Raw genomic sequence first — 22,630 nt, 5'->3', positions numbered from 1 at the left:
AATTAAAGTGCCTGATTCATTTTAGCAACCGCATTGGGGTTGGAAGTATTGAAAGACATAGAGCTAAGTAAGGAATCTGTTTGCTAAATAACAAACATCAACAAAAAGGAGAGCTAACGAGTCTAGCTATCCTTTTTACGTTTAATGAATGCAATGAGAAGATAGAAATTGATTCCGAAATTAACTCATAACTATTTTTAAAAATTTATATTAATCATCGGAATAAACTGTAGCATTGAAACTTTCGGGTCCTAGGCGCACGTTGCTAACACTGAAGTTTGGATTATAGGTGAATGTAGCATACACAGAATAGACAAGCTGACCACTTCCTGGTGGTGTCACATTGTAATCCGAACCAGTAAAGCTTAATACGCAAGGACTGAAAAATGGGTTGGCCTGAACGATTGTACCCGCACGATAAACAAGCGGCTGTGAACTGCTCAATCCTCGGTACACTTCAATGACAAGATTCCCGTTAACAGGCAGCAGATTGGCGGTAACTTCAATAATACCCGAAAAAAGCGTCCGGATGACCATTCCTGGATTGCTTACCTGTAGTCCAACCTGCGCGAATAATTGTGGGACTCCATTCGTGAAGCTGGGTGTTAAAATGTTCTGTCCGTTGGAGCCTTGGGAAGTCCGTGCATCTAAAGTTTTGACCATGTGTTGTCCTCCTTCGGTGTGGAGTCATATAGAAATTGAAGTTAGTCGTCGCTGTAAGCGACAGCATTGAAACATTCCGGTCCAATGCGGGTAGCTTGTTCCATCCCGGATGCTGGCACAAATGTTGCATAGCAAGAATAGATTAATTGTCCATTTGCAGGGGGAGGCACATTGTAATCCGAACCTTCGAAGCTTGCGAGTATGCTGCTGGCGGAAGGGAATACAGGCTGGGAAACGACATAAATAGGTTGGCCTGTATTGGTGGCCCCTCTGAAGATTTCCAAGCGAATAGTAGAGGGCAACGAAGATAAACTGGCCACTGAGAATCGATAGGTCCCATTAAACTGAGTACGGATGAGCGGTCCCGGATTAACAATATTGAGTCCCACGATCCCAAGCAGAGTAGGTGTGTTTGATGGAAGTGGGATGTTGAGCGGAGTAATGCCCGTGGACGCGAGAGAAGTACGAGCGTCAAGTGTACGAACCATTTTCATTCCTCCAATCTATTATAATGAAATATCGTATGTTGCTGGTTTGAAAGAGTTATCCGCTTAGTGGCAAGAAGTTACAGCGATCCATAAAACGAGATATTATGCTTTAATAGATATAGAGGAGGTGTTGATTCATTGGATTTCTGGCAATATTAATCGTGTGGATAGGTATTATTTGCTGGGTTATCACTTACAAAGATAAGGTCAGTAAATGGCTAATATACCCTGTATCCCTCGTGGGTGTTTTTGGTACTTTATTTTTTTGGATTCTTAATCAATAAAGTGAAAAAACAATTGAGATCGGGAGCATTTAACAAGCTATACTACAATAATGAGGCATAGTGTTTTTGACTCAATTCATGTAATTTCATTAATGTGATCTTGTTCTTCCTCTCTTATAACTAAGTACATGGCTTTTAAAGCAAGAGTGCAGCATTTTTCGGTGACCGTTTCGGGCGCAAGCTTTTAAAGACGTAACACCAATAGCAATAATCGTAATTGATTCTCGTGATGTTCTAATTTAACTAGCCAATATCGTACATATTACAGCCAAAGTCGTTCCTTCATCGCTTTCAGCATCGCTAGAGCCTGAATAACCCGCAGATTTGCAGGTTTTTCTTCCTCATATAAGAAAGCAGCAAAAAGCCTGCGCAATTGCAGGCTTTCTTAAATTAAGCAAGAGATATGGGATATGGGGAGCCCCAGAAAATAGGGATACTTTGTTAGTCTCCAACTTTGGAATCCAGGCTTTAATGTTTACCAGATTTGGCCGTCTATTCTATATATGGTGTGCCTGTGCTACTTTGATAGACAACTTGGGTTGGTTAGACATTCTCCGGAAGCGGCTTGAATCTCCGCACTGGGCTCGCAAAGTAGACCGGAATTTAGCTAGCGCTTCTCCGTAAAGATGTGTCCCTCTGAAGCTCAAATGAACTCTTCTATTAAATCCGCTGCACTACGGACTGGACAGCTCGCTGCCAGCCGGTGTAATAATTGTCCCGGGTGGCTTCATCCAGCTTGGGTTCGTACGTCTCGTACAATATCAGATGAGCTGCAAGCTGCTCCGGGTCGGACCAGATCCCTGTGCCGAGGCCGCCGAGATACACGGAGCCCATGGCCGACAGCTCGGCACAGGTGGAACGGGCCACAACGCTGCCCAGAAGATCGGCCTGAAATTGCATGAGCCAGGCATTGGAGGAGGCCCCGCCGTCGGTCCGCAGACCGAGCAGCTGAATGCCGGATTGCTGCTCAACGAATTCAACGGCGTCTCTGACTTGATAGGCAATACTCTCCAGGGCAGCCCGGACTATATGGGCTTTGGTGGTCCCGCGATTCATGCCGGTAATTGCCGCCCGTGCGAAAGGGTCCCAATAGGGCGCACCCATTCCAACAAAAGCGGGTACAAGGTAAACGCCATCGTTCTCGGGAACGCTTTCAACCAGTTCCTGCATTTCCGCAAAGGTAGAGAAAAGCCCTAAATTATCCTGCATCCATTTGATGCTGTCGCCTGTGGTTCGGATGACGGCTTCAAGCGCATACGTAATCTTTCCCCCGGCACCCCAAGCGATAGTTGTTACAAGACCGTCACCACCATCGATCGGATGGTCACCTACATTCATCAATACAGAGGTGCCAGTACCAAAGGTTGCTTTGGCGCTTCCGGGCTTAAAGCAGAGATGACCATACAACGCGCCTTGGGAATCCCCGATGACACCTGATATCGGTACTCTTTCCTCAAAAAGGTTGCTATCTGCCGTGTATCCGAATATGACATCGGAGGGCTTAACCTCGGGTAACAGGGAAGAAGGGACGGCGAACATCTGGGCCAGCTTTTTGTCCCATTCTAAGGTATGAATGTTGAATAGCGAGGTGCGGCTGGCGTTCGTATAGTCGGTAGCATGTGTGCTACCGCCGGTCAGCTTCCAGATGAGCCAGCTGTCCATCGTGCCTGCGAGTAGCTTGCCTTCGGCCAGCAGCTCTGCAGCTCCTTTTGCATGCCTAATGATCCAGCCCCATTTGGCGGCGGAGAAATAAGGGTCAAGCATAAGCCCGGTTTTGGCGCGGATGGTACCTTCGTGACCCGCTTGCTTCAGCTCGGCGCATAGGTCCGCAGTACGTTGGCATTGCCAGACGATGGCATTATATACCGGCTGGCCTGTAGTCTTATCCCACATCAACGCGGTTTCGCGCTGGTTGGTAAGGGTCAGGGCAGCCAGTTCTGTCGGAAGGATGCTGGTCTGCTCCAGCACGCTGCGGGCCACCGTTATGACATTATCATAAATTTCAAGTGGATCATGCTCTACCCAGCCGGGCTGGGGGAAGTGCTGTTTATGCGCCATTCCGCTGCGAGCAATGACTTCTCCTTCAGCGTTTACGAGAAGTGCTTTGGTACCTGAAGTGCTCTGATCAATGGCCAATATATATTTCTGATTGTGGTCCATATGCTTCGCCCTTTACTTGTTAATCAATTCGAGCGCAACCTGTTTGATATTGCCGCCCGTAAGTCCGTAGTGGCGGAATACCTCCGCTGTTTTGCCGGCAATGGCCGGTTCATCCGGGATGCCGAGCACCTTCATTGGAACGGGATGATGCTGTACGACAACCTCAGCCACAGCAGCGCCAAGGCCGCCATAAATGCTGTGCTCCTCAACCGTAATAATGCGCCCGGTCTCTCGTGCCGCAGCAATGATGGCTTCTTCATCCAAGGGTTTAATTGTATGCATGTTGATGACTCGTGCGGATACACCATTTTCGGCAAGCGCCTTGGCGGCATCGAGGGCAACACGTACCGTTTCACCGGCGGCAATGATAGTAACATCGGAACCTTCCTGTACAATTACAGCCTTACCTATCTCAAACGGATAATCGTCGGATTCATATACGTCCTCAACCGGGTTGCGTCCGATCCGCACATATACGCCGCCGTCATATTTAACCAGCGCTTCGGTCAGCTTCTTTGTTTCGTGGCGGTCGGCGGGAAGCACAATAGCCAGTCCAGGAATGGCCCGGGCCACCGCGATGTCCTGTACGGAGTGATGGGACATGCCGAGCGCGCCGTAGCTTACGCCGCCGCTAATCCCGATCAGCTTCACATTGGTCTGTGAATAAGCGACATCAACCTTGATTTGCTCAATGCTGCGCATGCTCAGGAAGCAGGCGGGTGAAGTGACAAAGGGTTTCTTGCCGCTGTGGGCCAATCCAGCGGACATACCTACAATGTTCTGCTCTGCAATACCAACCTCGACGAATTGCTCCGGAAATGTATTGGCGAATGGAGCCATCGCGGCGGAACCGCGTGAATCACTGGCGAGTACCATAATATCCCGATCTTCTTTGGCCAATTCCAGCAGTGTGTCGCAGATGACTTGTCGGTTAGGAATTTTATTCATGGTTATTACACCTGCCCTTTCTGTGTCAATTCCTCAATGGATGCGCTCAACTCCGCTAGCGCCAGCGCCAGCTCCTCATCGTTCGGCACATGATGATGCCAGGCGGGAACATTCTCAGCGAAGGATACGCCCCGGCCTTTGGTCGTATTGGCCAAAATCAGCGTTGGTTTGCCAGGTACTTCCGGCGCGGCTCGAAATGCCTGCACCAGTTCTTCCATATCGTTGCCGTTGATGGAAACAACGTTCCAGCCAAAGGCCGCCCATTTCTCGTCGAGTGGTTCCAGGCCCATGACCTCTTCGGTAGTTCCGCTGATTTGAAGCTGATTGCGGTCGATAATGCCGACCAGATTATCCAGTTTATAATGGGCGCCTGCCATGGCGGCTTCCCAGTTGGAGCCTTCGGCTTGCTCGCCGTCTCCCATCAGACAAAACACGCGATAAGACCGTCCGTCCCGCTTGGCCGCGAGTGCCATGCCCACGGAAATGGGTAGCCCATGGCCGAGGGCGCCGGTGTTCATCTCGATACCGGGAACCTTGTTGTTCGGGTGGCCGATAAGCCGGGTGCCGAACTGGCTGTAAGTTTCCAGTTCTTCTTTGGGGAAGAAACCGCGGTCAGCTAGAACACACCATAGTGATTCTACGGAATGGCCTTTGCTGGCAATGAAGCGGTCACGATTTTCCCATTTCGAATTAGCCGTATCAATATTCATAATTTCATAATATAAGGCCGTTAAAATGTCCGTGTTACTCAAAGATCCCCCTGTATGGCCCGTTTTGGCGCGGTGAATAATAGTCAGCAGATCCATCCGAATTTGTGCGGCTTTTACTTTTAGTTCCAGAATTTTCATGATATCCTCCTCTGATAGATGCAATTGAACTCGGCTTTGATAGAGTAGATCCGTTCTTTACACGTGAAGACCTGACTGTTTAGTGCGGGCAAGATCAGAACCTCTAAGCCAGCTTTGGATTTCCTTTTCCGTAGGGTCTACGGGGTCCGGCGTCAGGCCGGGGATATAATTGCAGGCCTCATAGATGGCCGGAATAACATTGGCATGGATGCCTACGGAGTGATGAACATAGGGACCTTTGACGAGCTTTTCTTCCCACAGCGGCCAGTCGTTCACTTCCACCCATACATAGGAACCGCGAGTATAGGGCCCTTTAATGCCACGGGCCTTGCCCAGGAACATCGAGTATTCACCGTTGTCGCCGTCAAACCGGGCAATGGTCATGCCGCCGCCGCGGATTTCACCTTCATGGGTTCCAGGAGCATGGTCGTCAAAGAGAAAGTGCTTACGCAGCTTCGGTTTCTGCTCCACAGAAAGCGAGACAGGGAAATTTCCGCAGTGGAATAGTAGTTCCCCGTTGTCGTTTTCGGGATGGCGGATGGTAATGTCCGCAAAAAAGGTTGGCAATTCATTCATCGCGGCTGCTTGCACCATAATGGAGGTAATGGCTCCATGGATGTCCGTTTCACAAGTGACCGGAATTTGTTCATCCGTCAGGATCGCATTGGCCAGACACGGCATGATTGACATGGCCTCCTGCAGCGAAGACCAGCACTGGATAGCGATAGCAGTGCTTCCCGTCTCGTGGGCAAAAGACTTCATGGCAACTTTTAAAGCGGCGATTCGCCTGATGTCATCTTCGGTCACTTCGCTGTAGTCGAGCTTTTCTTTAATGTAATCCATCGTATCCAGCAGCTCGGCGCTGCTGCCTGCCGCAATTTTTCGGGTGCGGAGCTGAATATCGACAAGGGTAATTGGATGAATCTCAATGCCGAAGCGTTCAAGAAGCTCGCCCTCATTGCACATCATGGTCCAAAATGAAGCGGGGCGCGGACCGATCTGGAGAATGCGCAGGCTTTTGAACTGGCGTACTACATTGGCTGCAGCAACAAAGTTGGTGAAGCCTCGCTCGAATATGGGATCATTCACCCAGCTGTTGGTTACATAAGTGAAGGGGACGTTGAATCTGCGCAGCACTTTGCCTGTGGCGAAAATACCGCATTGAGTATCGCGCAGGCGCATGCCGTCCGCAAGCGGCGCTTCATCCCGCGGCCCCCAGAGCAGAACAGGCTTGCCAAGCGCTTTGCCAACACGAGCTACGGTGTCTTCGGTACCGAAGTTACAGTGCGGAAAAAATACGGCATCGACTTCTTCCTCTTTGAACCGCTTGGCAATCAGATCGGCATTAATATGGTCGTCGTACAGCAACCCTTCCTCGTTGAGTCCTTCCAGATCCACAATGTCAATATCCATTCCAAAGCTCTCAATTTGCTTGCGGATTTCTACTTTGTACTTAAATGCATCCTCGGCGCTGAACGTAAAACGGCGTGTTGGGGCATAACCCAACTTTAACTTCTTCATCATCATTTCTCCTCGGTATGGAATATTTCAGTCTTGTTGAAATAAAAATAATGACTAAACAAATTGTTTAAAGTTTAGTGATTTCAGCTTAACTCAATGTGAATTATATCTACGAGGTCATGTTAACATCGGTTTTAAGCGGTGTCAATAAAAAATTTAGTTTTGTTTAGTTAAATTAACTAAACAAAATACTAAACTAACTGGACTTAATTCAGCTAAACATTGCATCGAATTCAGATTCGGTGTAAACTTCACGTATCACATGGTTGTGTTGTTACCTTATTAAGAAATGGAGAATCAAGGCATGAAGATGGAAGATATCGCTAAACTGGCTAATGTATCCAAAGCAGCCGTTTCGTTGGCCTTCAGTGGCAAGCCGGGCATCGGTCCGGATACGCGAGAACGCATTCTCCAAGTAGCCTATGAAGCTGGATACAGCCCCAAGAGCAGAGAAGTGGCGACTACAAAAGTAGATAAATCGCTGCTTTTTCTTGTATGTACAAATTCAGGGATTATCCTTGAAGAATATTACCAGCAGCCATTTTTCAAAGAATTGATTCATTTTATTGAAGAACGCTGTCGGCAGAAAGGATATTCCCTGATTTTCTCAACGGTAGATGTAGAATATTTCCAGAGGGATATTCAGGTTGTCGCCGATGAGAAGCGCAGCGTCGGAACCATAGTGCTGGGCACCAATTTGACTCGTGAGCAAATCAGGGATATTCATGCCAAACTGCCGAATCTGGTTGTGCTTGATACCTGCTTTGAGACGTTGCCTGTACAATTCATTCAAATTAATAATGTAATGGGGGCATATCAGGCCGGGGCTTATTTGTGCAACATAGGACACACCTCGATCGGCTATATCGCTTCCAATGTGCGAATTCATAATTTTGAGGAACGTAAACGCGGTTTTATGGCGGCGCTTTCGGAGCGAGGACTGAGGGTGGCTGAGGCAGCACGTTTGTCCGTGGCGCCAACTATTCTTACTTCTCAGGATGATCTGAAACGGCAGTTGACCACCTATCTGGAGAGTGGGCACAGTATGCCTACAGCCTGGTTCTGCGAATGTGACTATATAGCGATCAGCGCGATGAAGACAATGAATGAGTTGGGCATCCGGGTACCGCAGGATACTTCAGTCATAGGCTTTGATAATATTAACGAATCGCTGGTTGTCACTCCGGAGTTGACGACTATTCACGTGGATAAAGAAAGAATGGCCAGTCTGGCAGTTGATCTGCTGACTGACGCATTGTCGCAGGGGACAAGCAAAATTATAGTAGACACCATTTTTGTGGAACGGAATTCCTGCGCGGCTCCTGCCAATCCCGGGCTGGACTAAAATCATATTGCATTGTATTAGAACAGGGGGACCTTGAATGAATTCACGCATGGTTTCGATTTTACAGCATCTGCTGGCTGCAGACATCCCTGTCAAGAGCGAGCATCTGGCAAAATTGATCCAGGTTACTTCACGCACCGTACGCAGTGACATCAGAGAGCTGGATGAGTTCCTGGCCAAGCATGGAGCATCGGTTCAACCTGTTCGCTCAAAAGGGTATGAACTGAAGATTACAGACGACAGCAGCTTTCGTATGCTTCTGCAGCAATTGTATATGAACAATGAACCGGAAGATTCGGGATCACCGGAATATCGGCAGCTTTATTTAATCAGGCGCCTCCTTCTTGCCAGAGCGTATTTGAAGCTTGAAGATCTGGCAGATGAGCTCTATGTCAGCAAGTCCACTGTTCAGAACGATTTCAAGGAGGTCAAGCAAACGTTGTTTGCCTACGGGATTGGCATAGACAAGCGCCCGAACTATGGCATTAAGCTGAGGGGTGATGAAGTCCGGTTGCGTTTGTGTATATCTGAATTCGTCGTGAACCGCTCGGATGAAGAGCGCGCCGGAATACAGGATGAGCTGCGTATTGTCTCTCCTCGCGAGATGACGCTGATACGCAGCATTATTCTGGAACAGATTCAGAAGCTTGGCGTGAGCCTGTCGGATGTCGCTTTCAGCAATCTGTCCATTCATATTGCGATCGCCTGCAAGCGAATTCGTGACGGTAACCGGGTCGCGATGCTTTTGCATGAGAAGGAAGAATTCCGGGCCGCTGAGGAATTTCAGGCCGCTGAGCAGATTGTCGCGCTGATTGAACGAGAGTTGGACTTATCTTTTCCCGAAGATGAGGTTGCCTATATAGCCATGCATCTGGCGGGCAACAAGTGGTTTGCGGGAGTATCCGGGGATGCGATGGAAGATGTCGGTCCCGAGAAGCTGCTGGATCGCGCGATTTATGAGCTGGGGAAGGAAATTCTTGCTGGGATTGACAGGGACCTTAACCTGAGAATCAGTTGGGATCAAGAGCTGTTAATGGGCATTTGCCTCCATTTGAAGCCGGCGCTGAACCGTGTCCGATACGGGATGAGTATCCGCAACCCGATGCTGGAGCATGTGAAGAGCAACTATCCCCTGGCTTTTGAGGCAGGGGTCATCGGAGCCAAGCTGATTGAGAGTAAGCTCAATGTTTTGATTCCCGAAACGGAAATGGGGTATCTGGCTATTCATATCGGTGCAGCCATGGAAAGACAGCAGATGGATACCAGGCCCAAACGTTGCCTGGTCGTATGTACTTCTGGTGTAGGCAGTGCCCGTCTGCTTTATTACAAGCTAAGGAGCAAATTCGGCGAGAGACTGGAGGTTGTGGGGACGACGGAGCTTTACAAGCTACATCAGGTTCCTATGCATAACATTGATTTTGTGGTAAGTACAGTCCCCATTCCACAGCCGTTGTCTGTTCCGGTGGTTGTCGTGCAGACACTCCTGGGCGGTGGGGACATGGATAACATTAATGATTTGCTGAACGGGGAGAAGCCGTATTCCTTCCGCTACATTATGGAAGAACTCGTGTTTCTGAGACAGAGCTTCACCTCGAAGGAAGAGATCATTACTTTTATCGGGAACAAAATGTCTGAACTCGGGTTGATCCGCTCTTCCGAAGGCTTCATCGGTCTGGTTCTGGAGCGGGAAAATGCCGCGCCGACAGCCTATGGGAATTTGGTGGCCATTCCCCATCCAATCATTCCGCAAAGCAACCGCACAGTATGGGCGATATGTACACTTAAGTCTCCGATTGACTGGTCCGGCCGGCCGGTGCAATTTGTCTGCCTGCTGAGTATTGACAAGAGCGGCGAAGAGCCTCAGGTGAAAATGTATCAACATCTGATGGGGCTGGTTGACGATTCCGAGATTATCCAGCAAATGTTGAAATGCAAAACGTATGGGGAGTTTGCCCAAATTATTGTCAGACATAAACTATATTGATCGTCTAAGGCTCTGTATGGCGTTTGACCGCGGATTTTCGGTCAGGCGGCGGTGCGGAGTCTTATTATTTTTCCCGGGGAATATGGTATGGTATTCTGCTGTTGGTGTTAAGTACGTGCGGATGTAAGCATTTCCGCTTGTAGCGGAAAAGGATTGCGTTTAGATGTGAGTTATAATCGTATACACTGATCTTGTAAGACAAAGAAATGGAATGTAAGAGGTGAATGCAATGGATGAGTATCAGGAAATTATTATGGGGATTATAACCAATGCAGGGTTCGCCAAGAGCAAGGCTATGGAAGCTATTGCCCTCGCCCAGAAAGGCCATTCGGAGCAGGCAGCAGCATGTCTGGAGGAATGCAAGAAGGAGCTGGTGGGTGCGCATAAATCGCAAACACGGCTGATCCAGCAGGAAGCAGGAGGAGCTGCACATGAAGTGACACTGTTGATGGTACATGCACAGGATCATTTGATGTCGGCCATTACGACAAAGGATTTGGCGGGACATATTGTGGAGCTATATGACAGATTGAACCGCTATGAAGCGGCGGTTGTCCATAACAATACAATCAGGGAGGACTAAGTATGAAACAAATTACTCTGGTATGCGCAGCAGGAATGTCAACAAGTATGCTGGTACAGAAAATGCAGAAGGCGGCCCAAGTCCAAAATATTGAGGTGGAGATCAGAGCCACCTCCGAGAGTTCTTTCAAAGAGTACGCGGACAAGACGGATGTGCTGCTGATCGGGCCACAGGTTGGCTATCTGGAAGGTGATTTTAAAAGCAAATATGAACCTAAAGGCATTAAAGTAAGCGTAATCAACCGAATGGATTATGGCATGATGAATGGTGAGAAAGTGCTTGCCGATGCTCTAAACCTGTAATCCTTGGTCGCAAGCGGCTATTACTATCACCATAACGAAGACGTCGCACTGCTGGCAGAAATGGGCTTCAGGATCGGATGGTGCCGGGATGAGTACAATCTGGAGCAGTTGTGGCGGATTCGCAAGAGTAGCTTTTGTTAGTGAAAGATTCTAATTTGATCAAATGGAAGCGTTCTCTAAATGGTGTTTATCGATGAAATTCTAAAGCAGGAGATGAACGGATATGGCAAATGAACAAAAGCTATCCCACAAGCTGCAAAGATTCGCAGGTAAAATTCAGCAAAATCGCTATATGAGCGCTATTTCGAACGGTCTGATGTCAACACTCCCTTTCCTTATTGTCGGGGCGTTCTCAACGCTGTTCTCCGCACTAGCTTGGGAGCCTTATCAGAACTTTATTGCGCCGGTAAAGGGAATTATTGGTTTGGCATCAACCATGACTACGGGAATTATCGCCCTCTATGCCGTATTCTTCATCGCTTACAGACTGGCGCAGTCCTTCGACAAGGACCCGTTGGTTCCCGCAGCGACTGCGCTGCTCTCCTTCCTAATCCTTACGCCGGTAGAGACTTTCGACAAGGTCCGGGCATTGCCGCTGCAATGGCTCGGCGCTCAGGGATTGTTTGTAGCCATGTTTGTAGGTTTGGTCGCTGCGAGATTGTATATATGGATTGTTGACCGAAACTGGACCATTAAAATGCCGGAGGGAGTTCCGCCTACGGTCGTCAAAACCTTTTCGGGCCTTATTCCAGCCATATTGGTCGCCGTCCTTTTCGTTGTCATATCCGGATTGTTCATGCAAACCTCTTTTGTTACAGTCCATCAATTTATATATACCTATTTGCAAGTGCCGCTGGAAGGGCTGGGCGGATCGCTGGGGGCCCTGATTATTGCGCTGATCATCATGCAGGCACTCTGGATGTTCGGGATTCACGGAGCCATTGTCACTTTGGCTATCGTCAAGCCCATCTGGATGAGTCTGGATCTTGCGAACCTTGAGGCATTTCAGGCCGGTGCCCCGTTGCCGAATATTATTGGACTGGCATTCTGGTACATCTATGCCAATTATGCACCAATGCTCGGATTCGCACTGTTGCTGGTCTTTCTCGCCAAGAGCAAGCAACTGCGTACGATTGGGAAACTTGGCCTGCCGGGGACGTTCTTCTCGATACATGAGCCTCTGATCTTCGGTATACCGGTCGTTCTGAATCCGCTCCTGGCGGTTCCATTTATCGCTTCTCCTATCGTTTGCGCGGTGCTGGGCTATTTTGCGACCACTATCGGCTTGCTACCGGCACCTATCGGAATATATCCTGCATTCGGAACGCCGATATTTGCTTTGGGATTCATTGAGGGCAGTTGGAGGCTTGCTGCTGCACAGCTTGTGCTCATTCCCGTTTGTATGCTCATCTATTATCCATTCTTCAGAATACTCGACAGACAAGCGCTGGAGAGGGAGGCTGAAGCACTGGAGAATTCGAAACAAGAAGGGACAGCCGGGATCAATGCCGGTGCAGTCACCTCATAAGTGCACATTAAACTCGTAAAACGGCGTTTAGAGCGCCGTTTTCTGTTATTACTCAAGAGATAGGAGAGGTTGTAATGATCAAGCTTGAGATAGCGGAGAATAAACGTCATTTCATCAGCGGTGGGGCTCCGTTTTTCTATCTGGCCGATACAGTCTGGAGTGCATTTACCAATATCTCGATGGAGGAATGGAACTATTATCTGGACTACAGGAAAAGCCAGGGCTTTAATGTCCTGCAGATTAACCTGCTGCGGCAGTGGGATGCCAGCGGCAGTGATCTGAATCAGGAGCCATTTGCCCGATGTGAAGACGACACTTATGATTTTTATTCGCTAAATGAGGAGTATTTCGAAAGAGCCGAGCAAATGGTGGAAATAGCGGTGAACAAAGGGTTTGTACCGGCGCTGGTCCTGCTCTGGTGTAATTATATTCCTGATACCTGGGCGTCCAGAATCCGGGAGGATAAGAAGATGCCGCTGGATGCTGTGGAGCCGTACGTGCGTTATGCAGCGGACCGCTTCTCCAAATACTATCCAATCTATATCGTGAGTGGGGACACCGACTTTCCGTCTGAACGGGCGAATGAATACTACCGGACCGCACTTCATGCTGTGAAAAAGTATAGCCCGGAGTGCTTGACCACCTTGCATATTCAAGGACGACTTGCGGAAGTGCCAGCCGAATTCATTAACGATGGTGATCTGGATTTCTATATGTACCAGTCCGGGCACAATTCGCAGTTTCAGTCTACGGCTTACACCTTAGCTATGGATTTTAATAGCAAGTCGGTAACACGGCCAGTGTTAAACTCGGAGCCTTGCTACGAAATGATGGGGTACAGCCGCCAGGGTTATGGCCGGTTCAGTCGTGCCGATGTGCGTAAGGCAGCCTGGCAAAGTCTTTTATCCGGGGCGGCCGCCGGTGTAACCTACGGTGCACACGGAATCTGGAGCTGGCACAAGAAAGGCAGGCGATTCGGAGTTACCGGAGAAGGGTTTGACAGCCCCTATGATTGGCAGGCTGCTCTCAAATTTGAGGGGGCGTGGGATTACGGCTTTGCCAAATGGCTGTTTCAGATGTATGGGCTGACCGACTTGCAGCCATGGGACATTGTGCTTAAGAACACGGAAGAGATCCGGGCAGCGGCAACCACCAGCTTGTCCAAGGTCGCCATTTATGTGCCTGTCAATACAGTGCTGAGGTTGGATGCGGATCTTGGTGAATATGAGTTTACGATTATCGACCTTGAACACCGCAGATTTGCGGCAACTGTCATCACTGTTCAAGAGAGAACGACAGTGATGGATATGCATGATTTTGAAAGTGATGTTCTTGTAATTGGTGTGAAAAAATAATATGAGGTGATCTGAAATGGGGTTAGGTCCTGACTTTCTGTGGGGCGGCGCAACCGCGGCGAATCAAAGTGAAGGCGGATATAATTTAGGAAACCGCGGTTTAGCCAATGTTGATTTATTGCCTATGGGCAAAGATCGAGCAGGAGTATTGGCCGGAAAAATAAAAATGCTTGAATTGGATGATCAGCACTTTTATCCGGCTCAAGAAGCCATTGATATGTATCATCAGTATATGGATGACATCAAATTATTCGCTGAAATGGGCTTTAAAACGTATCGTATGTCGATATCATGGACTCGAATTTTCCCCAATGGGGATGAAGAGAAACCGAATGAAGAAGGTTTAATCTTTTATGAGAATATATTTCGGGAATTACGAAAGCACCATATCGAGCCCTTGGTAACTTTGGCCCATTTTGATGTTCCAGTTACTCTTATTCAAAAATACGGTTCATGGCGTAATCGCAAGATGATCGGTTTTTTTGAGAACTACTGTCGTACCGTATTCAATCATTACAGAGGGATGGTAAAATATTGGCTGACCTTTAATGAAGTGAATATGATATTGCATGCACCATTTTTGGGCGCGGGCTTATGTTTTGAACCAGATGAAAATGAAGAACAGATAAAATATCAAGCCATGCATCATCAATTAATAGCCAGTGCTGTTGCCGCTAAAATCGCGCATGAAACTGATCCCGAGAACAGGATTGGCTGTATGCTGGCAGGAGGAAATAACTATCCTTATTCTTGCCGTCCAGAGGATTATGCTAAAGCAGTCGAAAAGGATCGGGAAAATTATCTGTTCATTGACATTCAATCCCGGGGCGCTTATCCAAATTATGCATTAAAAAAATTCGAACGAGAACATATTCATATTGTGATGGAACAAGGAGACCGCGAGCTGTTGAAGCACTATACAGTTGATTTTATTTCGTTCTCCTACTACTCTTCCCGAGTGGTTGCCACCGATCCATCTGTTGCTCATGAAACGGCTGGAAATATATTTAAATCCATTAAAAATCCTTATTTGAAGTCTTCCGAATGGGGATGGCAGATTGATCCATTAGGATTGAGGTCAGCGCTGAATATCTTATATGACCGTTATCAGAAACCATTATTTATTGTGGAGAACGGGCTTGGTGCGGTGGATACGCCAGATGAAAACGGCTATGTAGACGATGATTATCGAATTGAATATCTGCGTGAGCATATTAAGGCGTTTAAAGCGGCAGCCCTGGAAGATGGCGTTGAGCTGATGGGGTACACCACTTGGGGATGCATTGATCTGGTTAGTGCGACCAAGGGCGAAATGAGCAAGCGTTATGGATTTATTTACGTTGATCGGGATGATGAAGGTAATGGGACACTGAAACGAAGTAAGAAAAAATCATTTTATTGGTATCAAAAGGTTATCCAAAGTAACGGTGAAGATTTAGAATAAATCGGATATAATCAATGTCCTTTTATTCAAGGCGAAATCACTAAAGTAATAGTAGATATGCAACGGAATGTTAGTTTGAATTTAGTATGAAGCAAATTTTGAGTTAGGTATTTTAGCTTATCAATGCGACCTTTCCTTTAGCGGAGGGTCTTTTTTTATAAGCGAAATATAGGAACTCAACAATGATAGAGATAAAACGTTCAATTCAAAATGATTTTAATAAAATTATATATACTATCACTTTTAGGACCGTACATAATATATATCAGAAGAGGCCTCAGTTGGGCGAGTTATGAAGACATACAACGATGGTGTATACTATCCATAGGCATAAATTACCTTTATCATGACGAACCCCTGGTTGCAAAACCAATAACAATCATATGGACGGAGGACTCAATTCATGTTGAAACAGCTTAAGCCATACAAGGTGTTACAGGAGCGCAGAATCGAAGAACTGAAATCGGATGCGTATCTGCTGGAACACCAGAAGTCCGGGGCCAAAATTGTACTTTTATCCAATCAGGATGATAACAAAGTATTCAGTATTGGTTTCCGCACACCTCCAGAAGATAATACAGGGGTAGCCCATATCCTGGAACATTCCGTGCTCTGTGGGTCCAAGAAATTCCCGGCCAAGGATTCCTTTGTGGAATTGTTGAAGGGTTCACTTAATACATTCCTTAACGCGATGACGTACCCAGATAAAACGATCTATCCGATCGCGAGCCGTAATGATCATGACTTCCATAATCTGATGGATATTTATCTGGATGCGGTATTGAATACGAACATTTATGATAATGAAAAAATATTTTTGCAGGAAGGCTGGAATTACAATCTGGCCTCTGCCGACGATGAGTTAACCTATAACGGTGTCGTATATAACGAGATGAAGGGCGCTTTCTCTTCGCCAGAACGCATGGTGCGCAGGGAAGTGCTGAATTCCCTTTTCCCCGATACAACATACTCTTCCGAGTCTGGAGGGTTCCCGGAAGCTATTTTGGATCTAACTTATCAGGGGTTGCTGGATTTCCACACGAGATACTATCATCCGTCCAACAGTTACATCTATCTGTACGGGGATATGGATATGGAAGAGAAGCTGCAATGGCTGGATGAAAACTATCTGAGTGCGTATGATCGAATCGAGATTGATTCGGCTATTCAACTTCAGCCTGCATTCGGCAAACGGGTGGACACGGTCAAAACCTACTCTGCGGGAAGTACGGAATCGGAAGTGGATAACAGCTTCTTGACCTATAATGCGGTGATCGGCACAAGTCTGGATAAGGAACTGAACATTTCGTTTCAAATTTTGTTATATGCCCTGCTGAACGCTCCGGGAGCGGTACTGAAGCAGGCGTTGCTGGATAAGGGCATTGCCAAGGACGTCTATGGTTCGTATGATGACAGTCTGTATCAGCCGGTATTCACCGTTGGACTGAAGAAGAGCAACCTGGCGAGTAAAGAGGACTTTTTGGGAACGGTAAAAGAAGTGCTTGAGCGTGTGGTGAAAGAAGGCTTCGATCCTAAAGCGCTGCTTGCAGGTATTAATTCATATGAATTCAATCACAGGGAAGCGGACTATGGCAGAATGCCCAAAGGCTTGATCTACTGCTTTTCTTCCCTGCAAAGCTGGTTGTATGATGAGGAAGCGCCTTTCACCCATTTGGAAGCCAATGACGTATTTGCTGAGCTGCGGACGAAAATGAACGAAGGTTACTTCGAGCAATTGATCGAGAAGTATCTATTGCAGAATACACATACTTCTTTTGTAGCGGTTATACCGGACAAAGGGCTGAATTCACGCAAGGACGAAGCACTGAAAGCGCATCTGAAATCGGTTCAGGCGGGTCTAAGCGATGAAGAAGTTCAGACTTTAATTCAGCGAACAGAGGCACTCTCCGAGTATCAGAATACACCTTCAACCAAAGAGCAGCAGCAGGTCATTCCGACGTTATCGATTGAAGATATTGAACCAAAAGCCTCTACGTTGCATCAAACGGTGAACCAGGTCGACGGCACAACCATTCTACATCATAACCTCTACACGAACGGGATTGGTTATCTGAGACTGCTGTTCGATATCAAAGAAGTACCACGTCATCTCCTGCCGTATGTAGGATTGCTGAAAAATGTGCTGGGTTACGTGGATACTCAAAACTACTCGTTCAATGAACTGTCTAATGAAATCCATATCCATTCAGGTGGTATTCATAGCGGGATTGGATCCTATGCTGACGCTCACAAGCACAATGAATTCAAGGTTACCTATGAGTTCAACGCGAAAGTGTTGTATGACAAGCTTGGATTTGCTTTTGACATGATCAAAGAGATCGTGTTCACGTCCCGATTCGATAATTCGAAGCGATTGTATGAGATCATCTCTCAGATGAAAGGTAATCTGCAGCGTAATCTGATCAATAGCGGACACTCTGCGGGAATTGGCCGGTCTTCGTCCAAACATTCAGCGGTTGCGGATTTCAGAGAAGCTGTAAGTGGCATTGCCTTTTACCAGTGGTTAGAGGATCTTCAGGCGAATTTTGAGGCTAGAAAAGAAGAGTTATCTTCCAGTCTGCAAGAGTTGACGGGGTATATTTTCAGACCGGAGAACTTGCTTGTTAGTTACACTGCCGATGAGCAGGGATATGAAGGACTGGAACAACAGGTATCCGATCTGAAAGCGAAGCTGTTCACACATGAGGTTGCCAAGGAAGCATTCTCCTTCTCACCTGCAGCTCATAAGGAAGGATTCCGATCCCCTTCGGAGGTGCAGTACGTGGTGCAAACGGGTAATTATATCGACAAAGGATATCAATACACCGGTTCACTACGGGTCTTGCAGGGAATCCTGTCTCTGGATTACTTGTGGACCAATATCCGCGCCAAAGGCGGGGCCTATGGTTGCATGTCAGGCTTTAGACGGAACGGAGACAGCTACGTTGCATCGTATCGCGATCCAAATCTCGATAAAACGTATAAAGTATATGAAGAGATACCGCAGTATTTGACCGATTTCCGGGCAGACGAGCGGGAGATGACGCGTTATATCATTGGTGCGATCCAGGATCTTGATACGCCGAGAACGCCTTATGGCGAAGGAGCATTCTCTCTGGAGTGTTATCTGTCGAATGTGACGGAAGCGGATCTGCAACAGGAGCGTGACGAAGTGTTGAGCACCAAGGAAAGCGACATTATCGGTTTTGCTGCACTCTTATCGGCGATACTTGAACAGCAACAGCGCTGCGTGATCGGTAATGAGAACAAGATTGAGGAACAGAAGCAAATGTTTGACGAGACGCTTGATTTAATCCAAAACTAAGCGTCAAGCATTAGGCATTAGAACATAAGGAAGCTTCAATTCATCATGCGTTAATCATGAAAGACACTTGGATGAGCTGGGATCAACAGCTTGTACCAAGTGTCTTTTTTTATGGGGAAGCTCTGTTGCCCTGATTCAATGTAAGTACTAAAAAAGCGTCTCTCATGGTTCAGGTGACAGCGAGCATGTTGTAAATTTTCAGGGTTCGCAGATCTTCCTTTGAGATTTTCAATTCATTATATAACTCCGGATTCTCGGGCAGCGGGGTCCTGGAGAATAGCATTTTCAACGCGATAGGCATAAAAGGTCTGAATGAGACACCGGCCATCAGTCCCCACTTTTTCTCCGATTCCTGAAAAGATGCCAGAATATTAATATATAGATTCTCCAGCGGCGTGGCCTGATTTTTCAAAATCAGTGTGGTGAGTGTATCATAGTGCTCGGTGTGGCCCCAATACATATTCTCGCACTCCTGGTAGTTCTCAAAATCCTTCACATTCATATACATCACGGTGCGATAACGGTTGGCATCTGACTGGGCCATCATGTCAATGACACAACGAATGAGACTGTTGTTACGCCCGTCATAGAAGTAGGAATAGAAACGGGTGGAGTTCTTGAAAAAGCTGGACGGGACCGCATTCATCAGGGGAGAAGCATGCCTGGGCTCTTGGTACAAAAGTTGTTCAACCTGGATGTTGAGCGCATCAGCAATCTGATGTAACGTCACCAGATCAAGTGTAATATCACCGCTCTCATATTTGGAGAGGGTGCCTTTGCTCTTGAAAATCTGATCTGCCAGCTGTTGAACTGTCAGGCCCCGCCATTTTCGAAAGCTTCGTATTTTCTTACCGACTTCCTGGTTGATATTGTTCATAACTGTTTCTCCTTATGCCATGTTTCTTGAGAGTATGTGAAAAAGATGAAAGTCGTTCATAAAATGATGTTGTATGAGAAATATATCACTTTTTCACGAAAATACCTATTCTAAAGAAACAATAAACGTCATTTGTTTCGTCTGAATAGATTGTATTGCATTTGATACAATTTCGCCGTCATGAAATAATATGTGAATACGACATGAACCGACAATGGAAAAGTAGAGCAGACAGAGGAGTAGAAAGCTATGAAATATAATTTTGATGAGATTATCGATCGCACAGGAACCAATGCTATGAATACGGATGGTTTCCGTCAATATATTTTTAAGGCAGCAGACGATATGACGTTTCCCTTTAAGGATGAAGAATTTATTCGCATGTGGATTGCAGATATGGAGTTTGCCACACCTCCCGAAATACTGGATGCAGTCAAGCAGCGTTTGGACCGGAAAATCATGGGATACTCACAGGTGTTTGATCCGGCATATTACGAGGCTGTTTCGAATTGGATGGAAAGGTACTATGATTGGTCTTTCCCCAAGGAGCACTTGGAGACCTCGAATGGGATTATCCCCGCTTTATATGAACTGGTGGAATATATCTGCAAATCGGATGAGAAAGTACTGATCGTGACGCCTTCTTATGGATTCTTCAAATCGGCTGCGGAGCATAATCATCTTGAACTGGTGTGTTCGGATATGATCAACGACCAGGGGCATTACTCCATCGATTTCGAGGATTTTGAAGCAAAGGCCAAGGATGAGAAGGTAAGAGTATGTATTTTCTGCAATCCGCATAATCCGTCTGGACGCGTATGGACAACGGAAGAGCTACAGCGTGTGGGTGAGATCTGTCTGAGTAACAACATATGGGTTGTTTCGGATGAAATTCATTGTGATCTGCTGCGGACTGGCAAGAGACATACACCACTCGCCAAGCTGTTTCCGGATACGGATCGAATCATTACGTGCATGTCTCCGAGCAAAACATTCAATATGGCTGGTCTGATGTTCTCCAATGTGATTATTGCGAATGAAGCACTCCGAGAGGTCTGGCAGACACGCCATTATGGTTTCAAAAACCCACTTAGTATTGCTGCGACTCAAGCTGCTTATGAACATGGCGATGAATGGCTGAAACAATTGAAAAGTTATCTGGATGATAACTTTGCCTATGTGGAGCAATATGTGAAGCAACATCTGCCGCTGGCCGTCTTTCACATTCCGGAAGCCACGTATCTGGCCTGGATTGATATTAAGGCATACGTCTCCGAAAGTGTAAACCTGCCTTTATTTTTCGCTGAGCAAGCAGGGGTATTACTTGAAGATGGTCATATGTTTGTAGCGAACGGAGCAGGATGTATTCGGTTGAACCTGGCCTGTCCACGTTCGGTGATTGAAGAAGGATTACGGAGAATTAGCAGTGTGCTCGTGAATGAAGTCGAAGAGGTGCTCGTTCAAGTGTAAAGACACCAAGCCATCGCCCAACTGCGAGAAGTGACTGGTTCTGATGAGTATGCTGAATCCAGCAAAAACAAAGGTTTGTTTTCCAGGTTATCCCACGCCCTGATGCACATTTCTGGCCTGCCGTCCCCTGTTATGATAAAATGGTGGATAGTCTATGAGCCGTATGACACGGCTCTCGCAGGTGGTAGCCCTTTACGTGGGTTGCACGGATATGTACTCATCAGGGAGAGGAGCCTCTACATATGTTTGAAAACGACTGGGACACGGTGCTCCAGGAAGAGACGGAAGCCGAATATTTCAACAACATTCGTTACACACTCGCCGCCGAGTATAAAACGCAGACGGTCTTTCCACCTAAGGAAGACCTGTTCTCCGCACTGAAGCTGACCCCGTATCATCAGGTTAAAGCGGTCATTATCGGTCAGGACCCCTATCACGGAGCGGGTCAAGCTCACGGATTAAGTTTCTCGGTTAGACCCGGGGTACGTATTCCGCCTTCTTTGAAAAATATATACAAGGAACTTCATGCAGATCTGAATCTTCCCATCCCCAAGCATGGATCATTGGTTCATTGGGCAGAACAAGGTGTTCTGTTGCTTAACGCCGTTCTAACGGTACGTGAGGGACAGCCGAACTCGCATCAAGGGCTGGGTTGGCAGGCGTTTACCGATGCTGTCATCCGTGCGCTGAATGAACGAACAGAGCCGATGGTATATATGCTCTGGGGCAGCCACGCCCAGAAGAAAGGTGCATTTATTAACCGGGACAAGCATCTGGTACTGGAATCTACACATCCCAGTCCGCTGGCTGCGCATCGTGGATTTCTCGGCAGTCGTCCCTTTTCCAAAGCGAATGACTTCCTGACCTCCAAAGGTATTGAGCCGATCGATTGGACGATACCTGAAAACTAGACAGTGGAGGTGAAGAACATTGCGACATTGGATAGGACGAAAAGTGGCCGTATATCGTGCAACAGGCATACGGGAACCACTGAAGGGAACGCTGGTAGAGTGGGATGAAGAAGCGGATTGTATACGAATCGGACCGAAACGGATCAAGGTATCGTTTGAAAATATCGCAATGATTCGGCCTCTGCCGGAAGAGAGCCTGCCCTTGAAAAAAGCGCGTTCCGAGGTGCACAAGGTTGGATATGTGATGAAAAAGGCCGTGCAGTTTGAAAATGCCATCTATTTCAAATCACAGGTTATGATTTGGCGTCGGGCCAAAATTGTAGCGCTGTCCACAACGATCTTGCGTCATGACGAGGATCAGGTTGAACTTGCAGACGGCCGAATTCTTCGCAAGGACAAGCATATGTTTGTTGTGCGTTCACGACGTGGAATACGCTAGGTTCGCTAATATTTAATATTCATTTCATCTAAAGATCATACGGATTTAATGTTCAGCCTTTATAGTAACAGTAACAACCCCTTCTAAATTGATGTGTACGAATATCGGAGCCCAGCCGGCTGCAAACGGCTGGGTGTTTTTTTGTTCACTAGTGT

The 22,630-nt window shown here is 47.1% G+C and carries 18 protein-coding genes; 11 read left to right on the top strand and 7 right to left on the bottom strand.

Going from position 1 to position 22,630, the window contains the following annotated elements:
• Nucleotides 1-210 precede the first annotated feature (210 nt).
• From ACR32F_RS22630 to ACR32F_RS22605, 6 genes are all read right to left on the bottom strand, one after another.
• Nucleotides 211-663 (bottom strand): hypothetical protein, encoded by a 453-nt coding sequence (locus ACR32F_RS22630; RefSeq protein ID WP_440110980.1) that lies wholly within the window; start codon nucleotides 661-663, stop codon nucleotides 211-213.
• 41 nt (nucleotides 664-704) lie between these two features.
• Entirely contained in the window at nucleotides 705-1,151 is a 447-nt protein-coding gene (locus ACR32F_RS22625) for a hypothetical protein (RefSeq protein ID WP_440110978.1), read from the bottom strand.
• A 944-nt stretch (nucleotides 1,152-2,095) separates the two neighbouring features.
• Nucleotides 2,096-3,595, bottom strand: a complete 1,500-nt coding sequence (glpK, locus tag ACR32F_RS22620) for a glycerol kinase GlpK (protein ID WP_440110976.1) — start codon at nucleotides 3,593-3,595, stop codon at nucleotides 2,096-2,098.
• A gap of 12 nt (nucleotides 3,596-3,607) precedes the next feature.
• A complete protein-coding gene (locus tag ACR32F_RS22615; RefSeq protein WP_440110974.1) occupies nucleotides 3,608-4,543 on the bottom strand; it encodes a transketolase family protein in 936 nt (311 codons plus the stop codon).
• 5 nt (nucleotides 4,544-4,548) lie between these two features.
• Nucleotides 4,549-5,391, bottom strand: coding sequence for a transketolase (locus tag ACR32F_RS22610; protein WP_440110972.1), 843 nt, complete (start codon nucleotides 5,389-5,391; stop codon nucleotides 4,549-4,551).
• A 57-nt stretch (nucleotides 5,392-5,448) separates the two neighbouring features.
• On the bottom strand, nucleotides 5,449-6,912 hold the full coding sequence (locus ACR32F_RS22605; RefSeq protein ID WP_440119985.1) for an L-fucose/L-arabinose isomerase family protein: 1,464 nt from the start codon (nucleotides 6,910-6,912) through the stop codon (nucleotides 5,449-5,451).
• 304 nt (nucleotides 6,913-7,216) lie between these two features.
• Here ACR32F_RS22605 and ACR32F_RS22600 point away from each other — a divergent pair, with 304 nt between their 5' ends.
• From ACR32F_RS22600 to ACR32F_RS22565, 8 genes are all read left to right on the top strand, one after another.
• Complete coding sequence (locus ACR32F_RS22600; protein ID WP_440110970.1) at nucleotides 7,217-8,257, top strand: LacI family DNA-binding transcriptional regulator; 1,041 nt, start codon at nucleotides 7,217-7,219, stop codon at nucleotides 8,255-8,257.
• Between the two features lie 37 nt (nucleotides 8,258-8,294).
• Complete coding sequence (locus tag ACR32F_RS22595) at nucleotides 8,295-10,241, top strand: BglG family transcription antiterminator (protein WP_440110968.1); 1,947 nt, start codon at nucleotides 8,295-8,297, stop codon at nucleotides 10,239-10,241.
• Between the two features lie 229 nt (nucleotides 10,242-10,470).
• Nucleotides 10,471-10,824 (top strand): PTS lactose/cellobiose transporter subunit IIA, encoded by a 354-nt coding sequence (locus ACR32F_RS22590; RefSeq protein ID WP_440110966.1) that lies wholly within the window; start codon nucleotides 10,471-10,473, stop codon nucleotides 10,822-10,824.
• Between the two features lie 2 nt (nucleotides 10,825-10,826).
• Nucleotides 10,827-11,126 carry a PTS sugar transporter subunit IIB gene (locus ACR32F_RS22585; RefSeq protein WP_017687361.1) on the top strand — a complete coding sequence of 100 codons (300 nt, stop codon included), beginning with the start codon at nucleotides 10,827-10,829 and terminating at the stop codon, nucleotides 11,124-11,126.
• A 223-nt stretch (nucleotides 11,127-11,349) separates the two neighbouring features.
• Nucleotides 11,350-12,654 carry a PTS sugar transporter subunit IIC gene (locus tag ACR32F_RS22580; protein WP_440110963.1) on the top strand — a complete coding sequence of 435 codons (1,305 nt, stop codon included), beginning with the start codon at nucleotides 11,350-11,352 and terminating at the stop codon, nucleotides 12,652-12,654.
• Between the two features lie 74 nt (nucleotides 12,655-12,728).
• Complete coding sequence (locus ACR32F_RS22575; RefSeq protein ID WP_440110961.1) at nucleotides 12,729-14,009, top strand: apiosidase-like domain-containing protein; 1,281 nt, start codon at nucleotides 12,729-12,731, stop codon at nucleotides 14,007-14,009.
• A gap of 16 nt (nucleotides 14,010-14,025) precedes the next feature.
• Complete coding sequence (locus tag ACR32F_RS22570; protein WP_440110959.1) at nucleotides 14,026-15,453, top strand: 6-phospho-beta-glucosidase; 1,428 nt, start codon at nucleotides 14,026-14,028, stop codon at nucleotides 15,451-15,453.
• Nucleotides 15,454-15,856: 403 nt separating this feature from the next.
• Complete coding sequence (locus ACR32F_RS22565; RefSeq protein WP_440110957.1) at nucleotides 15,857-18,778, top strand: insulinase family protein; 2,922 nt, start codon at nucleotides 15,857-15,859, stop codon at nucleotides 18,776-18,778.
• 169 nt (nucleotides 18,779-18,947) lie between these two features.
• Here the strand turns inward: ACR32F_RS22565 and ACR32F_RS22560 are convergent, their stop codons facing one another.
• A complete protein-coding gene (locus ACR32F_RS22560) occupies nucleotides 18,948-19,655 on the bottom strand; it encodes a helix-turn-helix domain-containing protein (protein ID WP_440110955.1) in 708 nt (235 codons plus the stop codon).
• A 249-nt stretch (nucleotides 19,656-19,904) separates the two neighbouring features.
• Here ACR32F_RS22560 and ACR32F_RS22555 point away from each other — a divergent pair, with 249 nt between their 5' ends.
• The 3 genes from ACR32F_RS22555 to ACR32F_RS22545 all read left to right on the top strand — a co-directional run bounded on the left by ACR32F_RS22555 (nucleotide 19,905) and on the right by ACR32F_RS22545 (nucleotide 22,475).
• On the top strand, nucleotides 19,905-21,125 hold the full coding sequence (locus tag ACR32F_RS22555; protein WP_440110953.1) for a MalY/PatB family protein: 1,221 nt from the start codon (nucleotides 19,905-19,907) through the stop codon (nucleotides 21,123-21,125).
• A 242-nt stretch (nucleotides 21,126-21,367) separates the two neighbouring features.
• Entirely contained in the window at nucleotides 21,368-22,036 is a 669-nt protein-coding gene (ung, locus tag ACR32F_RS22550) for a uracil-DNA glycosylase (protein ID WP_440110951.1), read from the top strand.
• Nucleotides 22,037-22,055: 19 nt separating this feature from the next.
• The gene (locus ACR32F_RS22545; protein WP_440110949.1) at nucleotides 22,056-22,475 is read left to right on the top strand and encodes a hypothetical protein; all 420 of its coding nucleotides are present in this window, start codon (nucleotides 22,056-22,058) and stop codon (nucleotides 22,473-22,475) included.
• Nucleotides 22,476-22,630: the final 155 nt, after the last annotated feature.

Origin of the sequence: Paenibacillus hebaui (genome assembly GCF_051934385.1) — a bacterium.
Classification (GTDB): Bacteria; Bacillota; Bacilli; order Paenibacillales; family Paenibacillaceae; genus Paenibacillus.
This window is presented reverse-complemented; position numbering and strand designations above follow the sequence as displayed.